Annotated in this window: 21 protein-coding genes; 8 read left to right on the top strand and 13 right to left on the bottom strand. The window is 60.1% G+C overall.

The window, feature by feature from the left end; all coding sequences use genetic code 11:
• Nucleotides 1-82 precede the first annotated feature (82 nt).
• Nucleotides 83-2,362 (bottom strand): phosphoenolpyruvate--protein phosphotransferase, encoded by a 2,280-nt coding sequence (ptsP, locus tag KGB21_RS24010; protein WP_034147596.1) that lies wholly within the window; start codon nt 2,360-2,362, stop codon nt 83-85.
• A gap of 22 nt (nt 2,363-2,384) precedes the next feature.
• On the bottom strand, nt 2,385-2,864 hold the full coding sequence (locus KGB21_RS24015; RefSeq protein WP_007897732.1) for an RNA pyrophosphohydrolase: 480 nt from the start codon (nt 2,862-2,864) through the stop codon (nt 2,385-2,387).
• A gap of 143 nt (nt 2,865-3,007) precedes the next feature.
• Here KGB21_RS24015 and KGB21_RS24020 point away from each other — a divergent pair, with 143 nt between their 5' ends.
• Complete coding sequence (locus KGB21_RS24020) at nt 3,008-3,664, top strand: HAD family hydrolase (RefSeq protein WP_223506928.1); 657 nt, start codon at nt 3,008-3,010, stop codon at nt 3,662-3,664.
• 112 nt (nt 3,665-3,776) lie between these two features.
• Here KGB21_RS24020 and KGB21_RS24025 read toward each other — a convergent pair whose 3' ends face one another.
• On the bottom strand, nt 3,777-4,202 hold the full coding sequence (locus tag KGB21_RS24025; RefSeq protein WP_034147598.1) for a DUF2269 domain-containing protein: 426 nt from the start codon (nt 4,200-4,202) through the stop codon (nt 3,777-3,779).
• 39 nt (nt 4,203-4,241) lie between these two features.
• A complete protein-coding gene (gene ilvA / locus KGB21_RS24030) occupies nt 4,242-5,756 on the bottom strand; it encodes a threonine ammonia-lyase, biosynthetic (protein WP_034147599.1) in 1,515 nt (504 codons plus the stop codon).
• A gap of 326 nt (nt 5,757-6,082) precedes the next feature.
• Here ilvA and rpiA point away from each other — a divergent pair, with 326 nt between their 5' ends.
• A complete protein-coding gene (gene rpiA / locus KGB21_RS24035; protein ID WP_034147600.1) occupies nt 6,083-6,757 on the top strand; it encodes a ribose-5-phosphate isomerase RpiA in 675 nt (224 codons plus the stop codon).
• A gap of 123 nt (nt 6,758-6,880) precedes the next feature.
• Here rpiA and KGB21_RS24040 read toward each other — a convergent pair whose 3' ends face one another.
• The 4 genes from KGB21_RS24040 to KGB21_RS24055 all read right to left on the bottom strand — a co-directional run bounded on the left by KGB21_RS24040 (nt 6,881) and on the right by KGB21_RS24055 (nt 11,190).
• Entirely contained in the window at nt 6,881-7,798 is a 918-nt protein-coding gene (locus tag KGB21_RS24040; RefSeq protein ID WP_034147601.1) for an SdiA-regulated domain-containing protein, read from the bottom strand.
• 118 nt (nt 7,799-7,916) lie between these two features.
• Nucleotides 7,917-8,843, bottom strand: a complete 927-nt coding sequence (locus tag KGB21_RS24045; protein WP_223506929.1) for an SdiA-regulated domain-containing protein — start codon at nt 8,841-8,843, stop codon at nt 7,917-7,919.
• A 250-nt stretch (nt 8,844-9,093) separates the two neighbouring features.
• A complete protein-coding gene (locus KGB21_RS24050) occupies nt 9,094-9,759 on the bottom strand; it encodes a fumarylacetoacetate hydrolase family protein (RefSeq protein ID WP_008026071.1) in 666 nt (221 codons plus the stop codon).
• 36 nt (nt 9,760-9,795) lie between these two features.
• Complete coding sequence (locus KGB21_RS24055; protein WP_034147603.1) at nt 9,796-11,190, bottom strand: FAD-binding oxidoreductase; 1,395 nt, start codon at nt 11,188-11,190, stop codon at nt 9,796-9,798.
• Between the two features lie 204 nt (nt 11,191-11,394).
• Between KGB21_RS24055 and serA the strand changes: the two genes are divergently transcribed.
• A complete protein-coding gene (gene serA, locus KGB21_RS24060) occupies nt 11,395-12,624 on the top strand; it encodes a phosphoglycerate dehydrogenase (protein ID WP_034147604.1) in 1,230 nt (409 codons plus the stop codon).
• 48 nt (nt 12,625-12,672) lie between these two features.
• Here the strand turns inward: serA and KGB21_RS24065 are convergent, their stop codons facing one another.
• Nucleotides 12,673-13,098: a DUF4399 domain-containing protein gene (locus KGB21_RS24065; RefSeq protein WP_034147605.1), complete on the bottom strand. Its 426-nt coding sequence runs from the start codon at nt 13,096-13,098 to the stop codon at nt 12,673-12,675.
• A gap of 134 nt (nt 13,099-13,232) precedes the next feature.
• Between KGB21_RS24065 and KGB21_RS24070 the strand changes: the two genes are divergently transcribed.
• A complete protein-coding gene (locus KGB21_RS24070; protein WP_034147606.1) occupies nt 13,233-13,817 on the top strand; it encodes a transporter substrate-binding domain-containing protein in 585 nt (194 codons plus the stop codon).
• Nucleotides 13,818-13,932: 115 nt separating this feature from the next.
• Here KGB21_RS24070 and KGB21_RS24075 read toward each other — a convergent pair whose 3' ends face one another.
• Together KGB21_RS24075 and KGB21_RS24080 are read right to left on the bottom strand one after the other, a co-directional pair.
• On the bottom strand, nt 13,933-14,412 hold the full coding sequence (locus KGB21_RS24075) for a DUF523 domain-containing protein (protein ID WP_223506930.1): 480 nt from the start codon (nt 14,410-14,412) through the stop codon (nt 13,933-13,935).
• A gap of 2 nt (nt 14,413-14,414) precedes the next feature.
• Nucleotides 14,415-15,047, bottom strand: a complete 633-nt coding sequence (locus KGB21_RS24080) for a 2OG-Fe(II) oxygenase (RefSeq protein ID WP_223506931.1) — start codon at nt 15,045-15,047, stop codon at nt 14,415-14,417.
• A 108-nt stretch (nt 15,048-15,155) separates the two neighbouring features.
• Here KGB21_RS24080 and KGB21_RS24085 point away from each other — a divergent pair, with 108 nt between their 5' ends.
• Complete coding sequence (locus KGB21_RS24085; protein WP_223506932.1) at nt 15,156-15,908, top strand: DUF2059 domain-containing protein; 753 nt, start codon at nt 15,156-15,158, stop codon at nt 15,906-15,908.
• Nucleotides 15,909-16,028: 120 nt separating this feature from the next.
• Here KGB21_RS24085 and KGB21_RS24090 read toward each other — a convergent pair whose 3' ends face one another.
• Nucleotides 16,029-16,976, bottom strand: a complete 948-nt coding sequence (locus tag KGB21_RS24090; RefSeq protein ID WP_223506933.1) for an alpha/beta hydrolase — start codon at nt 16,974-16,976, stop codon at nt 16,029-16,031.
• Nucleotides 16,977-17,072: 96 nt separating this feature from the next.
• Here KGB21_RS24090 and KGB21_RS24095 point away from each other — a divergent pair, with 96 nt between their 5' ends.
• Nucleotides 17,073-17,654 (top strand): DUF6436 domain-containing protein, encoded by a 582-nt coding sequence (locus KGB21_RS24095; RefSeq protein ID WP_223506934.1) that lies wholly within the window; start codon nt 17,073-17,075, stop codon nt 17,652-17,654.
• A 111-nt stretch (nt 17,655-17,765) separates the two neighbouring features.
• Nucleotides 17,766-20,168 (top strand): penicillin acylase family protein, encoded by a 2,403-nt coding sequence (locus KGB21_RS24100; protein ID WP_223506935.1) that lies wholly within the window; start codon nt 17,766-17,768, stop codon nt 20,166-20,168.
• Between the two features lie 152 nt (nt 20,169-20,320).
• Here KGB21_RS24100 and KGB21_RS24105 read toward each other — a convergent pair whose 3' ends face one another.
• Nucleotides 20,321-21,286 (bottom strand): GlxA family transcriptional regulator, encoded by a 966-nt coding sequence (locus tag KGB21_RS24105; protein WP_223506936.1) that lies wholly within the window; start codon nt 21,284-21,286, stop codon nt 20,321-20,323.
• 338 nt (nt 21,287-21,624) lie between these two features.
• Between KGB21_RS24105 and KGB21_RS24110 the strand changes: the two genes are divergently transcribed.
• Nucleotides 21,625-22,266 carry an HD domain-containing protein gene (locus KGB21_RS24110; protein WP_223506937.1) on the top strand — a complete coding sequence of 214 codons (642 nt, stop codon included), beginning with the start codon at nt 21,625-21,627 and terminating at the stop codon, nt 22,264-22,266.
• Nucleotides 22,267-22,336 lie beyond the last annotated feature (70 nt).

The raw sequence follows: 22,336 nt of genomic DNA on the forward strand, positions 1-22,336 counted from the left end.
GGATCTTTGGTGTGAATGCGATTTATGCTACACAGCAGGACCTTGTGGGAGCTGGCTTGCCAGCGATGGAGCCATCAGCGTTTCAGAGAGGTTTGATCGCCGCCGGATTGATCATCCGCGACAACCCAAGGTTTTTCAGCGCCAGTTGCAGCGAGCTGTGGATCACTTGCGGGTTGTCGATGGTCATCAGCTCGGCCAGCAACTCCTTGGCCTTGCTCAGGTTGATCTGACGCAGCATCCACTTCACTTTCGGCAAGTTGGTGGCGTTCATCGACAGGCTGTCGAAACCCATCGCCATCAACAACACCGCCGCCGCCGGATCACCGGCCATCTCGCCGCAGATGCTCACCGGTTTGCCTTCGGCATGGGCGTCGCGCACCACGTTTTGCAGCGCTTGCAGCACCGCCGGGTGCAGGTAGTCGTAGAGATCGGCCACCCGTGGGTTGTTACGGTCCACAGCCAGCAGGTACTGGGTCAGGTCGTTGGAGCCCACCGAAAGGAAATCTACCTGGCGCGCCAGTTCCTTGGTTTGGTATACCGCCGCGGGAATCTCGATCATCACGCCAATCGGCGGCATCGGCACGTCGCAGCCTTCGTCGCGTACTTCGCCCCAGGCGCGGTGGATCAGATGCAGCGCTTCTTCCAGTTCATGAGTACCGGATATCATCGGCAGCAGAATGCGCAGGTTGTTCAGGCCTTCGCTGGCCTTGAGCATGGCACGGGTCTGCACCAGGAAGATTTCCGGGTGGTCGAGGGTGACACGAATGCCGCGCCAGCCGAGGAACGGGTTGTCTTCCTTGATCGGGAAGTACGACAACGACTTGTCGCCGCCGATGTCCAGGGTGCGCATGGTCACTGGTTGCGGGTGGAACGCGGCCAGTTGCTCGCGATAGATCGCCAGTTGTTCCTTTTCGCTCGGGAAGCGCTGGTTGATCATGAACGGCACTTCGGTGCGGTACAGGCCAACGCCTTCGGCACCGCGCTTCTGTGCCCGCGCCACATCCGCCAGCAGGCCGGTGTTGACCCACAGTGGCATGCGATGGCCGTCGACCGTGATGCACGGCAGATCGCGCAGCGCATCGAGCCCGAGGGCCAGTTGTTTCTCTTCCTCGACCACTTCAGCGAACTGCTTGCGCAGGACGTCGCTCGGGTTGGTATAGACCTCGCCGTGGTAGCCATCGACGATCATCTGAATGCCGTCGACTTTGGAATACGGCAGGTCGACCAGGCCCATCACCGTCGGGATGCCCATGGCACGCGCCAGGATCGCCACGTGGGAGTTGCCGGAGCCGAGTACCGAAACCAGACCCGCCAGCTTGCCTTCCGGCACCTCGCCGAGCATCGCCGGCGTCAGTTCTTCGCTGATCAGAATGGTGTTGTCGGGGTAGACCAGGGTTTGCTGGCGCTCTTCCTGCAAATAGGCGAGCAGACGGCGACCGAGGTCTTTGACGTCCGAGGCGCGCTCACGCAGGTAGGCGTCGTCCATCAATTCGAAACGGTTGACGTGATCGGTGACCACCTGACGCAACGCGCCCTGGGCCCACTGACCGGTCTTGATTACAGTGGTCACTTCACTGCCAAGCGCGGCGTCGTCGAGCATCATCAGGTAGACGTCGAACAAGGCGCGCTCTTCGGGGCGCAACTGCGAGGCTAGCTTGGTGGACAACGCGCGCATGTCGGCGCGCACGCCTTCGATGGCGGTCTTGAACAGCCCGAGTTCGGCGTCGATGTCGGTGATGGTCTTGTCCGGCACCACGTCCAGATCGGCCGGTGGCAACATGACCACCGCGGTACCGACCGCCGCACCCGGCGAGCCCGGCACACCGACGAACTTGGCTTCCTGGATGCCTTTGCCCTGACGGCCCAGGCCACGGATCGAACCGGTGGCTTCGGCGTGGGCGATAACACCGGCGAGCTGCGCGCTCATGGTCACGAGGAAGGCTTCTTCACCTTCGTCGAACTGGCGGCGTTCTTTTTGCTGAATGACCAACACGCCGACGACGCGGCGGTGGTGAATGATCGGCGCCCCGAGGAACGAAGCGTAGCGCTCTTCACCGGTCTCGGCGAAGTAGCGGTAGCGCGGGTGATCCGCAGCGTTTTCGAGGTTCAGGGGTTCTTCACGCGTGCCGACCAGGCCGACCAGACCTTCATTGGGCGCCATGCTGACCTTGCCGATCGAGCGCTTGTTCAAGCCCTCGGTGGCCATCAGCACGAAACGGTTGGTCTCGGGATCCAGCAGGTAGACCGAGCAGACCTGGCTGCCCATGGCCTCTTTGACGCGCAACACAATAATCCCCAACGCCGCCTTGAGATCCTTGGCGGAGTTAACTTCCTGGACGATCTTGCGCAGCGTATTGAGCATGGCTCGGGGTCGAACTCCGTCGTCAGTCGCGCGCTAAAAGGCGCGGGGCAAGCTCTTTGAGAGCGCGGCGATAAACCTCGCGCTTGAATGTCACCACCTGGCCCAACGGATACCAATAGCTGACCCAGCGCCAGCCATCGAATTCCGGTTTACCGGTCAAATCCATCCGCACCCGCTGCTCGTTGGAGATCAGGCGCAGGAGAAACCATTTCTGTTTCTGGCCGATGCACAGCGGTTGGCTGTGGGTACGGACCAGACGTTGCGGCAAACGATAGCGCAACCAGCCCCGGGTGCAGGCGAGAATTTCAACATCTTCGCGCTCCAGGCCCACTTCTTCGTTCAACTCGCGGTACAAGGCGTCTTCCGGCGTCTCCTGGGGGTTGATCCCGCCTTGAGGAAACTGCCAGGCATCTTGATTGATACGGCGAGCCCATAGCACCTGTCCGGCATCATTCGTGAGAATGATCCCGACATTAGGACGGAAACCATCGGGGTCGATCACGGCAACAACCTCGCAAACGCATGTCGCCGCATTGTTCCACAAAGGTTGTGAAGGCAGCAACGCGCCGGCCTACCTTATGTGCACTCTTGTGAAAAGTCCGTATTCTGGACGCCTTTCTACAGACTTTTCAGCGAGTAACTGCAATGCGGCTGGCTTTATTCGACTTGGACAACACGCTTCTGGGCGGCGACAGCGACCACGCCTGGGGCGATTACCTTTGTGAGCGCGGCTTCCTCGACGCCGTCGCCTACAAGACCCGTAACGACGAGTTCTATCAGGACTACCTGGCCGGCAAGCTGGATAACGCCGCCTACCTGAACTTCTGCCTGGAAGTGCTCGGCCGCACCGAAATGGCCACGCTGGATCAGTGGCACAGCGACTACATGCGCGACTGCATTGAGCCGATTGTGTTGCCCAAGGCCATCGAACTGCTGGCCAAGCACCGCGATGCCGGCGACAAACTGGTGATCATCACCGCCACCAACCGCTTCGTGACCGGCCCGATTGCCGTGCGCCTGGGCGTCGAAACCCTGATCGCCACCGAATGCGAAATGCAGGACGGTCGCTATACCGGGCGCAGCACTGATGTGCCGTGCTTCCGTGAAGGCAAGGTGACGAGGTTGAATCGTTGGCTGGAAGAGACCGGGTTTTCGCTGGAAGACAGCTACTTCTATAGCGACTCGATGAATGATTTGCCGTTGCTGGAGCAGGTGGCGAATCCGGTGGCGGTTGATCCTGATCCGAATTTGCGGGCCGAGGCCGAGAAGCGTGGGTGGCCGGTGATCAGTCTGCGCGATTGAAGACGCCATCGCTGGCAAGCCAGCTCCCACAGGTTTCTCGGGTGTTCACAAAATCTGTGTTCACTGAAGCTCACTGTGGGAGCTGGCTTGCCAGCGATTGCAGCAACGCGGTCTAAACCGGCTTGGCACCCATCAACCCGGCAATCGCGATAAAGCAGACAAAGCTGAACACCGCCAAGGCCAAGGTAAATTTCCCCGCCCCACCCGGCGCCTTGCGCAATTTGTTGAGCCGCACCAGCAACCAGAACCACGCCAGGGCCGCCACGGTGTAAAGCACGCTCGACGCCAAAAGCCAGGTCTGCCCCAGCGGCCAGCCCACCAGGTGCACCATCCCCCAGCCGGTAAACGGCATGCTCAGCAGCGCCAACCCCATCAACAGCCAGACGAACACCCGCGGCCTCTGCAGGGTTCGGCTTCCTGCCGTCGCATCGCCAGTGCGCCGCGTTTGCCAGACCCATATGCCCAAGCCCAGCGCACAGCCCAACAATATTGCCGTCGCCGCGGTGTGCGCCATTTTCAGGGCCGTTAACGTTTCCATGGTTCGAATTCCTTATGCCTTGCCCATCAGCGTAGCCGTTCAGCCAAGAAACAGCTGATAGGCCGGGTTGTCGGTTTCGTCCCAGTACGGGTAGCCGATTTCTTCCAGCGCTGCGGGCACCAGATGACGTTCATCGTGGGGCACTTGCAGGCCCGCGACCACGCGCCCATCCGCCGCGCCATGGTTGCGGTAGTGGAACATCGAGATGTTCCAGCGCCCGCCGAGCTTGTTGAGGAAGTTGAACAACGCCCCCGGACGCTCCGGGAATTCGAAGCGCAGGATCACTTCATCGACCACATGCGCCGCACGGCCACCGACCATGTGACGAATGTGCAACTTGGCCAGTTCGTTGTCGGTCAGGTCGACGACCGGGAAACCCTGCTCGCCGAGGCTGGCAATCAGCGCACTGCGCGGGTCGGTATCCGGATGCGTCTGCACGCCAACGAAGATGTGCGCTTCGCTGCCGGTGTTGTAGCGGTAGTTGAATTCAGTGATCTGACGCTTGCCGATGGCTTCGCAGAACGCCTTGAAGCTGCCCGGTTTCTCGGGGATGGTCACGGCGATGATCGCTTCACGGCCTTCGCCCAGCTCGGCGCGCTCGGCCACGTGGCGCAAGCGATCGAAATTGACGTTGGCGCCGGAGTCGATGGCCACGAAGGTGTGACCGGTAACACCGCGCTGCTCGACGTACTTCTTGATCCCGGCTACACCCAGGGCGCCGGCCGGCTCAGTGATTGAGCGGGTATCGTCGTAGATGTCCTTGATCGCGGCGCAGATCTCATCGGTGCTGACCGTGATCACTTCGTCGACATAATCTTTGCAGATATCGAAGGTGTGCTGGCCGATCTGCGCCACGGCCACGCCGTCGGCGAAGATGCCTACGGTCGGCAGCACCACGCGCTCACCCGCGGCCATGGCGACTTGCAGGCAGTTCGAGTCGTCCGGTTCGACGCCGATGATCTTGATGTCCGGGCGCAGGTATTTGACATACGCCGCGATGCCGGCGATCAGCCCGCCGCCGCCCACCGGGACGAATATCGCATCCAGACGCCCAGGGTGCTGACGCAGAATCTCCATGGCCACCGTGCCCTGCCCGGCAATGGTGTGGGGATCGTCATAGGGGTGAATGTAGACGTAGCCTTTTTCGTCGACCAGTTTCAGCGAGTAGGCCAGGGCTTCCGGGAACGAATCGCCGTGAAGCACCACTTTGCCACCGCGCGAACGCACGCCTTCGACTTTGATTTCCGGCGTGGTCTTGGGCATGACGATGGTCGCTTTCACGCCCAACACCTTGGCCGCCAGGGCCAGGCCTTGCGCATGGTTGCCCGCCGACGCGGTGACCACGCCACGGGCGCGTTCTTCATCGCTCAGCTGCGTGAGCTTGTTGTAAGCGCCGCGAATCTTGAACGAGAACACCGGCTGCAAGTCTTCGCGCTTGAGCCAGATTTCATTGCCCAGCCGCTCAGAGAGCTGACGGGCAGTCTGCAATGGGGTTTCTACGGCAACGTCATAAACGCGCGAGGTGAGGATCTTTTTGACGTACTGTTCAAGCATCGGAAAGCATCACTGAGCGAGTTGGGCAGGGCCAAGGAGTCTAACCCGGCTTTTGGGCGGGCGACCACACTAAACAGGTGGTTTTAAGGCCGGCACGCACACTGTGACGAGGGAGCTTGCTCCCGCTGGAGCGCGAAGCGGTCCCCCCCATTCTTTCAGACACACCGCATGCACAGGGTTTACGACTGCTGCGCAGCCGAGCGGGAGCAAGCTCCCTCGCCACAAAAGCCAATCTATGCCGCCCGCCAATCGGGCAATGACCTTCCCACCCCTGAAGCCTATAATGCTGGCCTTTCGTTTCCCCTCTTCGGCACCTCGGAGCCCGCATGACCCAGGATCAACTCAAACAGGCAGTGGCTCAGGCCGCCGTCGACTTCATCCTCCCGAAACTCGACGACAAGAGCATCGTCGGTGTCGGCACCGGCTCCACCGCCAACTGCTTCATCGACGCCCTGGCCCAGCACAAGGGTGCATTCGATGGCGCGGTTGCCAGTTCCGAAGCCACCGCCGCGCGCCTCAAGGGCCACGGGATTCCGGTGTACGAACTGAACACCGTCAGCGACCTGGAGTTCTACGTCGATGGCGCCGATGAAAGCGACGAGCACCTGAACCTGATCAAGGGCGGTGGCGCAGCCCTGACCCGCGAGAAGATCGTTGCGGCCGTGGCCAAGACTTTCATTTGCATCGCCGACGCCAGCAAACTGGTGCCGGTCCTCGGCGCGTTCCCGCTGCCGGTGGAAGTAATCCCGATGGCCCGCAGCCACGTGGCTCGCCAACTGGTGAAGCTCGGCGGCGACCCGGTCTACCGCGAAGGCGTGCTGACCGACAACGGCAACATCATCCTCGACGTGTTCAACCTGCAGATCACCAACCCGGTGGAGCTGGAGACGCAAATCAATGCGATCGTCGGCGTGGTCACCAATGGTTTGTTCGCGGCGCGTCCGGCGGATTTGTTGTTGCTGGGGACCAGTGAAGGGGTGAAGACCCTGCGCGCTCAGTAACGAACACGCAAATCCACTGTGGGAGCGGGCTTGCCCGCGATGGCGGCCTACGAGTCAACATTGATGTTGAATGTGATGGCCTCATCGCGGGCGAGCCCGCTCCCACAGGATTTTGTGGTGCTGTCAGTTTTGCAGTGGTTTTTTGAAGACGTAAAACAGATTCGGCTCGCTCACCAGATACATCGTTCCATCGTCATCCATGGCGATGCCTTCCGCTTGCGGCACGGTCTTTTGCAATCCTTGACGCCCCTTGTTCAGCGACATGGTGCTCAACGGTCGCCCGTCCACATCCAGCTCCAGAATCAGCCGCGACTCGTCGGACAGCGCCAGCAAGTGGCCGCTGCGCTCGTCGTATTGCAGGCTCGACAGGTCGCGCACGAACATCCCCGCGTCACGCTTGGGGTTGTTGATCACGTGCACCGCGTAGGATTTTTCCGGATTGAAATGCGGAAACCCGTGCACTTCGTAGATCAGCATCGGGTCGCGCTCCTTGGCGACGAACAGGCGCTTGCCCACCGAATCGTAGGCCAAGCCTTCGAACCCCTTGTTGCTGCTCATGTGCACGCCGAGGGTCATTTGCTCGGCGTCCGCCGCGTCGAGGAAAGTGGTGTCATGTTCCAGATGAATCTTGATCAGGCGCTGCTGATACTCGTCGGTGATGACGTAGGTGTCGGCGCTGATGAATTCAACGGCTTCAGGGTCGCCAAAACCAACCAGGGCGACACGGCGCAAGATCTTGCCGTCGAGGGACAACTCGATCAGCTCGGAATTTTGATTGGTGACGGTGAACAGGCTTTTGCGCACCGGGTCGTAGGTCAGTGCTGAAACATCGTCGTCCAGACCTTCGATGACTTGCGCCTCCACGGTCACCTGATACTGGTCCAGGCCAATGGACTGCGTGCTCAACGGCTGCCAAAGCGTGTGCAAATTGAACCAGGCTCGCTCAAACAGGCGCAGGTATTGGCCGATCGCAATCAACACGATCAGGGCAATCACCGCAAAGATGAGCATCAGGGGTTTGGGACGGGCAAGTCGACGCATTCGGGCGGGCTCGGAATCAAAACAGGCGGATGAAATATCACGCCTGTCTGAATTGAAGCTTAATGGCCATTCGCCCGTTCCTACAACCAATGGCCAAATCACCTACAACCGACGACGACTATTTCTGTTTTTCGAAACGGTAAAACAGGTTTGGCTCGCTCACGAAGTACAGCGTACCGTTTTCATCCATGGTCACGCCTTCGGCGCGGGGGATGGTCTTTTTCAGGCCATTCAAGCCACCGAGCAGGGCCATGAAACTGACCTGCTCGCCCTTCTCGTCCAACTCCAGCAACAGGTGTGAATCGGCGGACAACACCAGGGTGTGACCGGTCCGGGGATCGATGGCCAAGGCTGACAGGTTGCGGATGTCCAGCTCATCGCTGGCAAGCTTTTGCTTGTCTCCGGTCAGCATTTGGCTACCGTCACTTTTCCAGGTGAAGAGCGCCGGTGGACGCTCTTCACCCAGCAGCAGTTGCTGATTGCGCGGGTCAAAGGTGATGGCTTCGAAGGCCTTGTTCTGGTCTTTCGACGGGCCGAGATCGTATTTAGGGAAGTCGGCGATATTCAGCTCACGGGTATCGGCATCAACTTTGACGATCGAGATAAAGTGTTCGCGCTCATCGACAATCGCCAGCAAACCGTTGCCCAGCACAGTCACCCCTTCCGGGTTGCTCCATCCCACCAGTGGCATCTTGCGCAACACATCGCCCTGCAAAGACAACTCGGCGAGGAACGGATTCTTGCCCATGACCGAAAACAGGGTCTTGGTCTGAGAGTCGTAGGCAATGTCCGACGCCTCGTCTTTTTCCATGCCCGGGAGTGGCTTGGCGTCGATCACCACCTGGTAATCCGGCAACCAGACACTCTCCTGACGCTCGGCAGGGCTTTCAAAACGCTCCTTCACCCAGAGCACGCCACGGTCATCCCAATGCATGGCAAACGCGAGGCCGTATGCGGCGGCGACCAGCAAAAGCCAGGAATACCAACGCATGGCGAAGCGCGAGCGGCGGGCAGTTTTAAGCGTGGGCAGGGGTTGGGTGGCCATCGAGGGAACGCTTCCAGAAATTCAGGCTATGGGTAATAGCACAATTGAGGTCGGCTCAGACGCCGAAAGCGCGAGAATTATCCAGACTCGATGTGAAAAAAACGGGAAATGGCGGGATTGCCCTGTGCAGGCAGAACAACAACCCTGTAGGAGCTGGCTTGCCAGCGATGGCGGTGTAACAGTCAACGTGAATGTTGAATGTAAGGGCCTCATCGCTGGCAAGCCAGCTCCTACAGGGTTTTGTATTGGCTTAGCGAACGCTGCTGGTGAAGCTGCTGGCGCCTGGCAGTTCCAGAACGATTTCATCACCGACATTCAGCGGGCCAACGCCCACTGGCGTACCGGTGAGAATCACGTCGCCGGCCTGCAGCGAGAAGCAGCCGGCCATGTGCTGGATCATCGGCACGATCGGGTTGAGCATCGCGCTGCTGTTACCGTCCTGGCGCACTTCGCCGTTGATGGTCAGGCGAATGCCGATGTCGGTCAGGTCAGCGAAGGTGCTGCCGGACACGAACGGGGCAATCACTGCTGCACCGTCGAAGGACTTGGCGATTTCCCACGGCAAACCCTTGGATTTCAGCTCGGCTTGCTTGTCGCGCAGGGTCAGGTCCAGGGCCGGAGCGAAACCGGAGATGGCATCCAGCACTTCTTCACGGCTCGGTTTGGTCGACAAAGGTTTGCCGATCAACACCGCGATTTCCGCTTCGTAATGCACCGAACCGCGCTCGGTCGGAATGCTGAAACCACCTTCCAGCGGCACCACACAACTGCCTGGCTTGATGAACAGCAGCGGCTCGGTCGGCACCGGATTGTCCAGTTCCTTGGCGTGTTCGGCGTAGTTACGGCCAATGCACACCACTTTCCCCAACGGGAAGTGAATACGCGTACCGTCGACATACTGGTGCTGATAGCTCATTACCGACTCCTGCTTTCCTGCACTTAAGTTAGAAAATCAAACAGCGAAAATCTTGCCCGGGTTCATGATGCCGTTCGGGTCGAACACCGCTTTGACGGCTTTCATGTACTCGATCTCAACCGGCGAACGGCTGTAGGTCAAGTAATCACGCTTGGTCATGCCCACGCCGTGTTCGGCGGAAATCGAACCGTTGTACTTCTCGACGGTTTCGAACACCCACTTGTTGACGGTGGCACACTTGGCGAAGAACTCGTCCTTGCTCAGGTTATCCGGCTTGAGAATGTTCAAGTGCAGGTTGCCGTCGCCGATGTGGCCGAACCAGACAATTTCGAAGTCCGGGTAATGTTCGCCGACAATCGCGTCGATTTCCTTCAGGAACGCCGGGACTTTCGATACGGTGACCGAAATGTCGTTTTTGTACGGCGTCCAGTGGGAAATGGTTTCGGAGATGTATTCGCGCAGCTTCCACAGGTTTTGCAGTTGGGTTTCGCTCTGACTCATCACGCCGTCAAGTACCCAGCCCTGCTCGACGCAGTGCTCGAAGGTTTCCAGGGCATGGTTGGCCACTTCTTCGGTGGTCGCTTCGAATTCCAGCAGCGCGTAGAACGGGCAATCGGTTTCGAACGGCGCCGGAACGTCGCCGCGCCCCATGACCTTGGCCAGGGCCTTGTCGGAGAAAAATTCGAAGGCCGTCAGGTCAAGCTTGCTCTGGAAGGCATGCAGCACCGGCATGATCGAGTCGAAATCGGCGGTGCCGAGGACCATGGCGGTGAGGTTTTTCGGCGCGCGGTCGAGGCGCATGGTCGCTTCAACGACGAAACCGAGGGTACCTTCGGCGCCGATGAACAGCTGACGCATGTCGTAACCGGTGGCGTTCTTGATCAGGTCGCGATTCAGTTCCAGCACGTCGCCCTTGCCGGTGACGACTTTCATGCCGGCGACCCAGTTACGGGTCATGCCGTAGCGAATGACCTTGATCCCGCCGGCATTAGTGCCGATATTGCCGCCAATCTGGCTCGATCCGGACGAGGCGAAGTCAACCGGGTAGTACAAGCCTTTTTCTTCAGCGACGTTCTGCAACTGCTTGGTGACCACGCCCGGCTGACAAACGGCGGTGCGGTCGGTGAGGTTCACGTCGAGGATCTGGTTCATGTAGTCGAACGACACGACCACTTCGCCATTGGCGGCCACAGCAGCGGCAGAAAGCCCGGTACGACCGCCGGACGGCACCAGCGCGACGTTGTGTTTATTGGCCCACAGGACAATGGCCTGGACCTGCTCGGTGGTCTTCGGGAACACGATGGCGGTTGGGGCCGGGGCGAAATGCTTGGTCCAATCCTTACCGTAAGCATTCAGGGAGTCGGCATCGGTCAGCACCTTGCCAGGCTCAACCAGGGTCTTCAGCTCTTCAATCAAGGCAGGATTGGTCATCGACAGAACTCTCGAACAATTCATGGTCATCCTGAGAACGCTTCACGTCGCAGGAATGAGTGTTTAGCGGGGTGCATATGCTAGCATACCGACCCCGCAGCATAGTGCCCAACGGCTGTTCTGCGGCGACGGCATTCTTGTCGTCCGGGTCAGCGTCTGCTGGCTACTTCCTGCCATTTTTCTCCGGGATACAGGTTTACGCAGATGAGCAAGACTTCTCTCGATAAGAGCAAGATCAAGTTCCTTCTTCTCGAAGGCGTCCACCAATCGGCTGTCGACGTCCTCAAGGCGGCGGGCTACACCAGCATCGAGTACCTCACAGGTTCTCTGCCGGAAGCCCAGCTCAAGGAAAAGATCGCTGATGCTCACTTCATCGGCATTCGCTCCCGCACTCAACTGACCGAAGAGATCTTCGATCACGCGAAGAAGCTGGTGGCTGTCGGCTGTTTCTGCATCGGCACCAACCAGGTCGACCTGAGTGCGGCTCGCGAGCGCGGCATCGCCGTGTTCAACGCCCCGTACTCCAACACGCGCTCCGTTGCCGAGCTGGTACTGGCCGAAGCGATCCTGTTGCTGCGCGGCATCCCTGAGAAGAACGCTTCCTGCCACCGTGGCGGCTGGATCAAGAGCGCGGCCAACTCCTTCGAAATCCGTGGCAAGAAGCTGGGTATCGTCGGCTACGGCTCGATCGGTACTCAACTGTCGGTCCTGGCTGAAGGCCTGGGCATGCAGGTGTACTTCTACGACACCGTGACCAAGCTGCCACTGGGTAACGCCACCCAGGTCGGCAACCTGCACGAGCTGCTGGGGATGTCCGACATCGTGACCCTGCACGTTCCGGAAACCGCTGCGACCCAGTGGATGATCGGCGAGAAAGAAATCCGCGCCATCAAGAAGGGCGGCATCCTGATCAACGCCGCACGCGGCACCGTGGTCGAGCTGGATCAGCTGGCTGCTGCGATCAAGGACAAGCACCTGATCGGCGCCGCCATCGACGTATTCCCGGTGGAGCCACGCTCCAACGACGAAGAGTTCGAGAGCCCGCTGCGTGGCCTGGACAACGTGATCCTGACTCCGCACATCGGTGGTTCCACCGCCGAGGCGCAGGCCAACATCGGTCTGGAAGTGGCGGAAAAACTGGTCAAGTACAGCGACAACGGTACTTCGGTATCGTCCGTGAACTTCCCGGAAGTGGCCCTGCCGGCTCACCCTGGCAAGCACCGCCTGTTGCACATCCACGAAAACATTCCGGGTGTGATGAGCGAGATCAACAAGGTCTTCGCCGAAAACGGCATCAACATTTCCGGTCAGTTCCTGCAGACCAACGAGAAAGTCGGCTACGTGGTTATCGACGTAGACGCCGAATACTCGGAACTGGCGCAAGAGAAGCTGCAACACGTCAACGGCACCATCCGTAGTCGCGTACTGTTCTAAGAGCAGAATGCAGCTGTAAAAAAGGGAGCCCCTCGGGGCTCCCTTTTTTTATTTCACATTGACGGTGATCTTCTCGGAAACGATCGGCGGATCGAACGGCATGTGGCCGCTATCGCCCAACTCCAGTTGCAAGGTGTGCTTGCCCGGCGTGAGCTTTACTTCAGCCTGGGTCTGCGCCTTGCCGAAGTGCAAATGGTTGGCATCGTTCGGGATCGGCTGACCGGCCGCCGGCAGTTCGTCGACATCGATCAGCAAGTGATGGTGGCCGGTGTTCTTGGTGACATCACCCGCTGGCGCCAGCGCAATGTCCTTGACGGCGAACTTGACCACGACCGTCTGCGGAACCGTCGCCCCGTCCGCGGGAGAAACGATGTGTACTTCTGCACCTTTCGGGGCCGGTGTAGCCGCACTGGCCAGTACCGAAACGCCCATCAGCAGGCCAGCAAAAGCAGCACGTGACATAAAGGTTTTCATTCTCTTCTCCAGTTTTTCCGTAAAATCCGCGTGACCATGACAACTTCATGGTCAATCGTTGTCGAAGGCACTCGACAACCATAGCAAAGCGAGCCTGATCCAGAGCGTCGCGATAATGAATTCAAGGAGTGACCATGCGCTTTCTGCCTGGCCTGATCTGTCTGCTACCCCTTTTGAGCCCGTTGGCTCATGCCGAACTGATTGACGACGTGAACGACCGCGGCGAATTGCGCATTGCCATTGAGGCTAATACACCGCCCTTCAACTTCAAGAAAGACGAAAAGCTTGAAGGCTTCGAAGTTGAATTGGGTCAGCTGCTCGCCCAGGAGCTGGATGTGCGGGCCGACTTTGTCGTCACCGACGCCAGCGATCTGCTCAATGGAGTGGAAAGCGGCAAATACGACGTCGCCATCAATCACATTACACAGACCCCGGCGCTGACGGATCGTTTCGACTTCAGCGAGCCTTACCTCAAGACCAACGCGCAATTGATCGCGCACAAAGAAGAACCACAATCCATTTTGCTGGTGCAGTCGCTGACGGAAGAAAAGCCCAAGGCAAACCCGGCCGTTGACCTGGCGATTCCGTTTCAGAAGGGAAATCCTGCGTTCCACGCCAGTCTGGAAAGTGCGCTGCAACGGATCAAGACCGATGGCCGAATGGAAAAGCTGGTGGATAAGTGGTTCGGGGCGGACTCGGCTTCTCAGCTGAAACCTTGAAACCGCCACCATCAACTGTAGGAGCCGGCTTGCTGGCGATAGCGTTGTGACAATCAATATAAACGTTGAATGTTGCACCGCGATCGCCAGCAAGCCGGCTCCTACAGGGGAGGTGTCAGTTTTGTAGAGCGGCGGCCGCTTCAGCCAGCTCCAACTCACTGAACACCTGCACCCCATGGCGCTTGAGCAGCGCCGCTGTCACGCCCTCGCCGCTGACCTTCACCCCACTGAACGTCCCGTCATAGGTCAGCAGATTGCCGCAGGATGGGCTGTTGGCCTTGAGCACCGCGATGCGGATGCCGTGCTGTCGTACCAGTTCCAGCGCCTGATAAGCCCCCGACAGAAACTGCGCGCTGACGTCTTCGCCCTCGGTCGTAATCACCTTCGCCTGACCAACAAGCACTTCAGCGCCCTGCCCGCCGGGAATCTCCGCAGCCGCCCGCGGTGTCGGCAAGCCACCGGCAACTTCAGGGCACAACGGCACCACTCGACCTTCATCAATCCAGGTCTGAAGCTGATCGAACGGCCCGCTGGCCCCGCCGTCGTAACGTACGCGGTGGCCGAGCAGACAGCGGCTTACCAGAATTTTCTGCATGATCAGAACGGCTCGTTGCCCCGACGCCGGAACCAGCCGGTCAATGACAGGCGTTCGCGGGTTGCGGGTAATACTTCGTGAGGGACCTCACCCGAGAGGAACACCACCAGGCACCCACCGGTTGGCACCACATCGTATTCCGCGCCCTCGTCCAGGTACATGCGCAACTGACCACCGTGTTCAGGCAGCCAGGCGTCATTGAGGTAGACCACCGCCGACACCATGCGCCGGTCATCATCGCGAAACCGGTCGACGTGCTTGAGGTAGAACGCACCGGGCGGATACATCGCGAAATGGCTTTCGAAATCTTCCAGGCCCAGGAACAGACCACGGTTCATCGCCTCGCGCAGGCTGTCCATCAACCCCAGATAGCTGTCGCAAGCCTCGACCTGCCCGGGCTCGATCCACTGGATGTGATCGCCGCGAATGCCCTCGCGAATCTCCGAGGACGGGCCACGCCCCACGGCCGCCGGGGCCAATTCACCTTCGGCAGCACGTTTACGGCACTCGGCCGCCAGCGCTCGGGTCAGATCCAGAGGAAGGAAAATATTCTGCTGTGACCAGCCGTTGGCAGCCAGGTCGTCGACGATTCGTAACAGCAGCGGGTGATCAGAAGGTATTTGCATGGCGCGCATAGTATTCCTGCGCCTGGAAATCCGACAGAGCCACGCAGCGGGTTGATACGAATTCTCGACAAGTCCCTATGCCACACGGAGAATAGTCGCCTGCTGACAGGAGTCCTTATGCGCCGTTTGCTTTTCTCTCTGCTGATGTTCTGCGTTTTGCCCGCCTGGGCAGACGGCCACGACCAGTTGTACAAGGTCGCCGGCTGGCCGGAACAACGCGCGCATTTCAACGACGCCCTCTCGGCCGCCCAGCAACGCTACCAGGGCAGCCTGCCACCGGCGGTGTTCCAGGCATTGGTCGACAACAGCAATCAGCGCTTCGACCCCAAGGCCGTTGACCAGCGTGCCGAAGCACAACTGCGCAAGAATCTTGCCGATCCGAAACCGGCACTGGCGTTTTTCCAATCCCCGTTAGGCAAAAAAATCGTTGCCGCTGAATTGCTGGCGACCCGTCGCGATCAGCTGGCGAAAAATGCCAAGGGCTTGCCGAAGATGGCGGCCAGCGACAGCCGTCTGCTGATTATCGGCCACCTTGCCCAGGCCCTGCCCGCTCGCGAGGCCGGCGCGGAAGTCAGCCTGGCGATTGCCGGCGTTGCCGCTGACAGCCTGAGTTCGATGATCCCCGGCCTGCTTGGAGCCGGTCAGGCGCAAGGCATGTTGAACGGCCAGCGCCAGCGCTTGATGGAGCAGATCGGTAGCGATCTGAACAACACGCTGCTGTATGTCTATCGTGACCTGTCGGATGAAGAGCTGGAAGAGTTCGCGACCTTTGCCGAGTCGGCCGAGGGCAAGGCGTATTACCAGGCGGCGCTGGCGGCGATTCGGGCGGGGTTGGCGGTTGGGCAGAGCACCTCCAACCTGACCCAGTGATTTGTGGCGCCTGATAAATCGCCATCGCGGGCAAGCCCGCTCCCACAGGGCATGCGTCAATGTTGAGATTGCGCAAATCCTGTGGGAGCGGGCTTGCCCGCGATAGGGCCATAGGGGTCGCTAAAGATTCCGCCCCTTGATCCGCTTGCTCAAAAACCCGAAATACTCGCCCCGCAACGCCAGCGCCTCATTCGCCAGATGATGCCGCGCCTCGGGCAGCATCAACACTTGCGGGCGATCAAACTTGCCGCGCAACACCTCAAGGTTATGCTCCCAATCCACCGTCATGTCCGCCTGCCCCTGCACAATCAGCGGCCGCCGGGTGCTGACCGGCGCGGCCTCGACGCGTTTGATCCAGCGCGCCAACGCCCCCACCCAAGCCGTCGGTAACCGCAACGGTTGCAACGGATCGGCTTGCAGGAACGGCAAAAAATCCGGGTCGTTGGAGTTCTCGCTGAAGCGCCGGGCGATGGCTTTGACGAAAGGCCTGAGCAGGTAATAGCTCATTTGCGACCAGCCCCACGCTCGCGGTCGTACCAGCGGCGCCAACAAAATCACCTGGCCCTGGGCTGGACTGTTCGCCCCGGCATTGAGCACATGATCGATGACGATCGCCCCGCCCGTGCTCTGCCCGCACAAGTGCCACGGTTGCGGCAGATCAAGAGACAACGCTTCCGTGAACAAGCCTTGCAACGTGTCCTGATACTCGGCGAAATCCTTGATGCTCGCCCGCTCGCCACTGGACAGACCATGCCCCGGCAAGTCGCAGGCAATCACCGCAAAACCCTGGTCCAGCGCCCACTCGATGACGTGCCGGTAGAGCCCGGTGTGATCGTAGAAACCATGGAACACAAATAGCGTCGCCTTCACCCGCTCGGGCCACCAGACCTGGCTGACCACCTCATAACCGTCGACCTGAAATCGCCCCAGGCCACTGCGAACATTGCGAGACGAAAAATCCAGCCCATAAAAACGCTGATACGCCTGTGCTTCCGCTGACAACGGTTGCCCCTGCGCCAATGGCCGAAGGCTGGCGCGCAGATGATCAGGGTCGAAGGTGGCAGACATGGACGATTCCAGAGCGCGAAACGGACTTAATGGATCTGCGATATTCATCTGTCGCGGCAAGCATGGCAAGCTAGCCGACTTTCAAGGAGTGAACCCATGCGCTCGCCCGTCCGATCCACCCTGTTTGTCAGCCTGCTCGCCTTGATATGCGTCGCGGTGCTGTGGGCGGCTTATGACTGGTTTCAAGGGCGCTATCTGCGGGCATTCAGTTCGCATACCGCGGTGTTCTCCGGCGACCCGCTGCGCCTGCCCGACACACTCGCCGGCCCCGGCGCCATCCGCCTCGTGCATTTCTGGGACCCGGCCTGTCCGTGCAACGTCGGCAATCAACAGCACCTCGGCGAGCTGGTCGAGGAGTACGGGCCGCAAGGCGTCGAGTTCTACTCGGTGCAAAAACCTGGCAGCCACGGCCAATTGCCGAGCACGTTGAGCAACCTGAAAAGCATCACTGTTCTGCCCGGGGCCGAGCAAATCCCCGCCAGCCCGGCCGTGGCGATCTGGGATCGCAATGGCAAACTGGCCTACTTCGGACCGTACAGCGAAGGCCTCACCTGCAATTCGAGTAACAGTTTTATCGAACCAATACTGCAAGCGTTGAACGAGGGTCGTGAAGTGAGTGCCACGCACACACTGGCAGTGGGTTGTTACTGCGCTTGGCCGGTCGATACGCCGGACTGAGGAAAAACCTCGCAATACGAATCCCTCCTACGGGCGATGGGCCAAATCGACCCGCCGTGTTAAACAGTGGCACCAAGGAACAGCTGCCACTTATAACAACAAGGAGTCACCATGAAACGTAGCCTGACCGCTCTCGGTTTGCTGATCGTCGCGCTCGCCGCAGCAGGCGGCTGGTACGTCTACAGCAAGCAACCGACACGCCAGGGCATGGTGGAACTGCAACACCTGCAAGGTTCGGTCACCGTGCGCTACGACGAGCGCGGCATCCCGCACATCCGCGCCGAAAACGAAACCGACCTGTACCGCGCCCTCGGCTATGTCCACGCCCAGGACCGGCTGTTCCAGATGGAAGTCCTGCGCCGCCTCGCCCGGGGCGAACTGGCCGAGGTGCTGGGCCCGAAACTGCTCGACACCGACAAGCTGATGCGCAGCCTGCGGATCCGCGAACGTGCCGAAACCTATCTGGCGAAACTGGACCAGCAATCGCCGGCCTTCATCGCCTTGCAAGCCTATCTGGATGGCATCAACCAGTATCAGGACACCCACGCCAAACCCGTAGAGTTCGACGTGTTGGGCATTCCCAAGCGCCCGTTCACGGCCCAGGACACCATCAGCATCGCCGGTTACATGGCCTACAGTTTCGCCGCGGCGTTCCGCACCGAACCGCTGCTGACATTTGTGCGCGATCAGTTGGGCGCGGACTACCTGAACGTCTTCGATCTCGAATGGCAACCCAAAGGCGTACTGGCCAAGCATCAAAGCGGCGCCGCACTGTCTCTGGCCAGCAACGACTGGAAGGATCTGAACGCCCTCGCCCGCCTCAGCGAACAGGCGCTGGCCGACAACGGCCTGCCGCAGTTCGAGGGCAGCAACGCCTGGGTCGTCGCCGGCAGCCGTACCAAAAGCGGCAAGCCACTGTTGGCCGGTGATCCGCACATCCGCTTTTCCGCGCCGTCGGTGTGGTACGAAGCGCAGCTCTCGGCGCCGGGTTTCGAACTCTACGGCCACTATCAGGCCTTGATGCCATTCGCCTCGCTGGGCATGAACCGCGACTTCGGCTGGAGCATCACCATGTTCCAGAACGACGACCTCGACCTGATTGCCGAGAAGGTCAACCCGGACAATCCCAATCAGGTCTGGCATCGCGGCATGTGGGTGGACATGGTGACCAGCGAACAACAGATCGCGGTCAAGGGACAGGCGCCGGTGACGCTGGTGCTGCGCCAGTCGCCCCACGGCCCGATCGTCAACGATGCGCTGGGCAGTGGCGTTGGCAAGACGCCGATCGCCATGTGGTGGGGCTTTCTCGAAAGCCAGAACCCGATCATCGAAGGCTTCTACCAGCTCAACCGCGCCGACACCCTGGCCAAGGCTCGCACGGCAGCGGCGAAGGTCCAGGCGCCCGGCCTGAACATCGTCTGGGCCAACGCCAAGGGCGACATCGGCTGGTGGGCGGCGGCGCAATTGCCCAAGCGACCTGCGGGCGTGCGTCCGTGGTTCATCCTCGACGGCAGCACCGCCGAGGCCGACAAGGACGGGTTCTACCCGTTCAGCGCCAACCCGCAGGAAGAGAACCCGGCGCGGGGCTATATCGTCTCGGCCAACTTCCAGCCGGTATCGCCGACAGGGATGGAAATCCCCGGTTACTACAACCTCGCCGACCGTGGTCAGCAGCTCAATCAACAGCTCAGCGACAAGAACATCAAGTGGGATCTGGACGCCAGCCAGAAGCTGCAACTGGGCACCACCACCGCCTATGGTCCGCGACTGTTGGCGCCATTGCTGCCGGTGTTGCGCACGGTCGTGACCGATCCCGACGAGCTGAAACTGGTGGAGCAACTGGCCCAGTGGAAAGGCGACTATCCGCTGGAATCCACCAATGCCACGCTGTTCAACCAGTTCCTGTTCAACCTGGCTGACGCGAGCATGCACGATGAGTTGGGCAATGACTTCTTCGAAACGCTGCTCTCGACCCGGGTGATCGACGCCGCGCTGCCACGCCTCGCAGCGAATGCTGATTCTCCGTGGTGGGATAACCGCAACACCCTCGGCAAGGAAACCCGAGCCGATACGGTCAAGGCGGCATGGCAGGCCAGCATCGCTCATCTCAAAACCACGCTAGGTACAGATTTCGCGCAATGGCAGTGGGGCAAGGCGCACACGCTGACCCATGGTCATCCGCTGGGGCAGCAAAAACCGCTGGAGCGGATTTTCAACGTCGGCCCGTTCGCGGCGCCCGGCACTCATGAAGTACCGAACAACCTCTCGGCCAAGATTGGCCCGGCACCATGGCCAGTGACTTACGGTCCATCGACCCGGCGCCTGATCGACTTCGCCGACCCGGCCCACAGCCTGACCGTCAACCCGGTCGGCCAGAGCGGCGTGCCGTTTGACAGTCACTATGACGATCAGTCCGAAGCGTACATCGAAGGGGTTTACTACCAGGCGCATCTCAATGATGAAGAGGTGACGGCTAATACGCGCAGTACGTTGAAGCTGTTGCCGGCGCGCTAAACCATAAATTCTGATTGACTGGGAGGGCCTCATCGCGGGCAAGCCCGCTCCCACAATGACTGGTGTAGATCGACAATTTTACGAACAACCCAAAACCTGTGGGAGCGGGCTTGCCCGCGATGAGGCCCGAAATACCAACGCAAAATCCAGGATCAAACCATCGCCGCAAAATTCACCCTGAACTGCTGCGGCGTCACGCCCAGCCTGCGGTTGAACACACTGCGCATATGCTGGGCATCGCGAAAGCCACATTGGTAGGCCACGGTCTTCAGCGGTGAACTGGTGCTCTCCAGCATCACCCGCGCCGCATCCACCCTCGCCCGCTCGACGAATTCGGCCGGGGTGATTTTCGCCTCCTTGGCAAACACCCGGGAAAAATTGCGCGCGCTCATGTTGGCGGCGTTGGCCAGATCAGCGATGGTCAGGTCGCCGGTGAGGTTGGCCAACACATAGTGCTGAACCATCGCCACCGCTGAGGTCGGCTCGGCATGGGGCGTGAGGAACGGGCTGAACTGTGATTGGCCGCCCGAGCGCTGGGTGAACACCACCAGTCGCTTGGCCACGCTCAATGCGACTTCCGGCCCGTGGTCGCGTCCCAGCAAGAACAACGACAAATCGATCCCCGCCGTGACCCCGGCCGAGGTATAGAGCTCGGCGTCCTGCACGTACAAGCGATCAGCCTCGACTCGCGTCATTGGGCACAACGCCGCCAGTGCCGCCGCATCCCCCCAATGAGTGGTCACTGTGCGCCCCTCCAGCAATCCCGCCCGCGCCAGCATGAATGCACCGTTACAGATCGATCCGAAGCGCTGCGCCCGCGCGCAGGCATCGCGCAACCAGGCATCGAACGCGGCGCCGAAATCCATGAACGGCAACTGCGGGCCACCCGCCACCAACAGCAAGTCGTAGGCCTGCAATGCTTCACTGAAATGTCGATGGGCGTTCAGTGACAAACCGTTGGAACACGCCATCGTTCCGCGCTGCACACCAATGACCTCAAGCCGATAATGATCCTCGGAGTCGAGGAACCGATTGGCTTCGGAAAACACATCCATGGGGCCGGTGACATCCAGCGACTGGACGCCGGTGAACACCACGATGGCAACGGTTTTCTGCATGGTTAGAAAGGCCTTTATGGAATAACGCGTACCTGTGGCGAGGGAGCTTGCTCCCGCTCGGCTGCGCAGCAGTCGCAAAACCTCCGGACACGCCGCACCTGAAGATCTCGATTGCAGAATTTGGGGCCGCTTCGCAGCCCAGCGGGAGCAAGCTACCTCGCCACAAGAGCTCATTCGCCACGACCCAACTTAGCCAATCCAGTCCCAACAAGCGAGGTTGGCGCAATATGCACCCGGATTGGCCGGGATCGCAGCCATCGATCGATTGTCCGGTTTCTGGTCGGCGAACAGACTGGATTCCTCAGCGCCGCCACGGCGTTCACCCCGAGGAATCTCCGATGAGCACCACCATTGCCGGTATCAAAATCCCTGACAGCGCGCTGGCCAAAGCCACCACCGAATACATCCGCGACATCGAATCCGACTTGCTGTATCACCACTCGCGCCGGGTGTTCCTGTTCGGGGCGCTGAGCGGCGAGCGCAAGCAACTGGCCTACAATCCGGAGCTGCTTTATGTCGGTGCAATGTTCCATGACCTGGGCCTGGTGGAAGGTTACCGCAGCGACAACGAACGTTTCGAAGTCGATGGCGCCAACGCGGCGGCAGCGTTCCTCAAGCCTTTCGGGTTTAGTGACGACGATATCGAGCAGGTCTGGCTATCGATTGCTTTGCACACTACGCCGGGCGTTCCACAACACTTGCGGCCGACCGTCGCGCTGGTGACCGCCGGTGTTGAGATGGACGTGCTGGGCATGGACTACGCGGCGTTTTCCACCGTGCAGCGTGAAGCGGTGGTGCATGCGCATCCACGGGGCGAAGGGTTCAAGGAGTGCATCATCTGCGCCTTCGCCGACGGCTTGCGCCATCGTCCGCAGACCACGTTCGGTAACGTGAAGACGGATGTGCTGGTGGATCAGGAGCCGGGGTTCAAGCCGATGAATTTTGTCGACGTCATCCGCAAATCTCCTTGGGTTGCGTAAATCCCCTGTAGGAGCCGGCTTGCTGGCGATGGTGTGTCAGTCGAAATCAATGTGACTGACACACCATCGC

Origin of the sequence: Pseudomonas sp. GL-RE-29, assembly GCF_019947275.1 — a bacterium.
In the GTDB taxonomy this organism is placed as follows: Bacteria; Pseudomonadota; Gammaproteobacteria; order Pseudomonadales; family Pseudomonadaceae; genus Aquipseudomonas; species Aquipseudomonas fluorescens_A.

Bases quoted from the DNA above. Each gene is read 5' to 3' on its own strand.
- ptsP (WP_034147596.1), bottom strand. From the start codon at position 2,362: ATGCTCAATACGCTGCGCAAGATCGTCCAGGAAGTTAACTCCGCCAAG.
- KGB21_RS24020 (WP_223506928.1), top strand. From the start codon at position 3,008: ATGCGGCTGGCTTTATTCGACTTGGACAACACGCTTCTGGGCGGCGAC.
- KGB21_RS24025 (WP_034147598.1), bottom strand. From the start codon at position 4,202: ATGGAAACGTTAACGGCCCTGAAAATGGCGCACACCGCGGCGACGGCA.
- ilvA (WP_034147599.1), bottom strand. From the start codon at position 5,756: ATGCTTGAACAGTACGTCAAAAAGATCCTCACCTCGCGCGTTTATGAC.
- rpiA (WP_034147600.1), top strand. From the start codon at position 6,083: ATGACCCAGGATCAACTCAAACAGGCAGTGGCTCAGGCCGCCGTCGAC.
- KGB21_RS24040 (WP_034147601.1), bottom strand. From the start codon at position 7,798: ATGCGTCGACTTGCCCGTCCCAAACCCCTGATGCTCATCTTTGCGGTG.
- KGB21_RS24045 (WP_223506929.1), bottom strand. From the start codon at position 8,843: ATGGCCACCCAACCCCTGCCCACGCTTAAAACTGCCCGCCGCTCGCGC.
- KGB21_RS24050 (WP_008026071.1), bottom strand. From the start codon at position 9,759: ATGAGCTATCAGCACCAGTATGTCGACGGTACGCGTATTCACTTCCCG.
- KGB21_RS24055 (WP_034147603.1), bottom strand. From the start codon at position 11,190: ATGACCAATCCTGCCTTGATTGAAGAGCTGAAGACCCTGGTTGAGCCT.
- serA (WP_034147604.1), top strand. From the start codon at position 11,395: ATGAGCAAGACTTCTCTCGATAAGAGCAAGATCAAGTTCCTTCTTCTC.
- KGB21_RS24065 (WP_034147605.1), bottom strand. From the start codon at position 13,098: ATGAAAACCTTTATGTCACGTGCTGCTTTTGCTGGCCTGCTGATGGGC.
- KGB21_RS24070 (WP_034147606.1), top strand. From the start codon at position 13,233: ATGCGCTTTCTGCCTGGCCTGATCTGTCTGCTACCCCTTTTGAGCCCG.
- KGB21_RS24075 (WP_223506930.1), bottom strand. From the start codon at position 14,412: ATGCAGAAAATTCTGGTAAGCCGCTGTCTGCTCGGCCACCGCGTACGT.
- KGB21_RS24080 (WP_223506931.1), bottom strand. From the start codon at position 15,047: ATGCGCGCCATGCAAATACCTTCTGATCACCCGCTGCTGTTACGAATC.
- KGB21_RS24085 (WP_223506932.1), top strand. From the start codon at position 15,156: ATGCGCCGTTTGCTTTTCTCTCTGCTGATGTTCTGCGTTTTGCCCGCC.
- KGB21_RS24090 (WP_223506933.1), bottom strand. From the start codon at position 16,976: ATGTCTGCCACCTTCGACCCTGATCATCTGCGCGCCAGCCTTCGGCCA.
- KGB21_RS24095 (WP_223506934.1), top strand. From the start codon at position 17,073: ATGCGCTCGCCCGTCCGATCCACCCTGTTTGTCAGCCTGCTCGCCTTG.
- KGB21_RS24100 (WP_223506935.1), top strand. From the start codon at position 17,766: ATGAAACGTAGCCTGACCGCTCTCGGTTTGCTGATCGTCGCGCTCGCC.
- KGB21_RS24105 (WP_223506936.1), bottom strand. From the start codon at position 21,286: ATGCAGAAAACCGTTGCCATCGTGGTGTTCACCGGCGTCCAGTCGCTG.
- KGB21_RS24110 (WP_223506937.1), top strand. From the start codon at position 21,625: ATGAGCACCACCATTGCCGGTATCAAAATCCCTGACAGCGCGCTGGCC.